Here is a 1,102-nt window from a genome sequence, read left to right on the forward strand (position 1 = left end):
GGAGGACTTTTTATCATACGTAAAGGTACTTCCGTTTCTGTTCTCCCACGCATAGCGTGGGGCTTAATTTGGAGTTAAAAAGCGCTGGAGTTGTATGCCATGTTGAACGCCTTTCCGGTAAACGTCCAAACCGTTAAAGTTGATTTTGGACCTCAGCAAACCGTCTTTTATCCGAGAGTTACTGGGATGCAAAATCAGGATTTGGAAAAGATGATTAATCGAACCATCACTCATCAAACAGAGCAGCTCATTCATCAGCAAACGGGAAATCTGCCGTCTCCCGTTGAAGAAATGATGGGGGCTTATGAAATCAAAAACAATCAACGCCGCGTTCTCAGCTTGTCATTATCCAATTATACTTACCATTACCACGCCGCCCATGGAATGACGTATATCAAGTCGTTGACGTTTGATCTAAAAGAAGGAAAGCTTTGTACGCTTAAAGATTTGTTTAAAACTGGAAGTGATTATGTCGAAAGACTCTCCGCCATGATTCGAACACAAATACAGCGGCGCAATATTCAACTTCTTAACGGCCCGGTGCGCATTCGGCCGGATCAGGACTGTTACATTGCGGACAAATCACTTGTCATCTATTTTCAATTGTATGAAATCACGCCATATGCTTTTGGTTTTCCCATGTTTCCCATCTCTGTCTATGATATACAGGACATCATTGATGAAAATGGACCGCTGGGTCGAATGGCCATCAATAAATGAGTTCGCCGCTGAAATGGAAACGTCCTATATGCTTTATATCCCTGAACTGTGCAACCTGGAAAATGCTGTGAAAAACATCCAGGAATAGCATCATTTCCTGTCACATGATCCGTTTGTTGAAGGAAACATTCCGAGTGATGTACCGCGAAGGCGCATTGACTATCGAAATGGTTGGGGATCCGACAGTATCGACAAACGGTGAGAAAATATCATAAGGAACTCGTTGAAAATGTCGTAGAGTTTTATTCATTACTGTGAAAAAGAAGTTGAGGTTAAAATCCGTAAAAAAGAAATACCTTTATAACATAAGCTTTTTGCGATGTTCCCTTTTTTCGTATATACCCACAAAAAGAAAGCACGCTTTCAGAGGGCGGTGACAATG

At 41.7% G+C, this 1,102-nt stretch carries 1 protein-coding gene; it reads left to right on the top strand.

Translation table 11 applies throughout. The features are described 5' to 3' along the window. Positions 1-99 precede the first annotated feature (99 nt). Positions 100-720 carry a DUF3298 and DUF4163 domain-containing protein gene (locus tag AB1L08_RS22410; protein WP_413066781.1) on the top strand — a complete coding sequence of 207 codons (621 nt, stop codon included), beginning with the start codon at positions 100-102 and terminating at the stop codon, positions 718-720. Positions 721-1,102: the final 382 nt, after the last annotated feature.

The organism is Siminovitchia jepli (assembly GCF_047228825.1).
Classification (GTDB): Bacteria; Bacillota; Bacilli; order Bacillales; family Bacillaceae_C; genus Siminovitchia.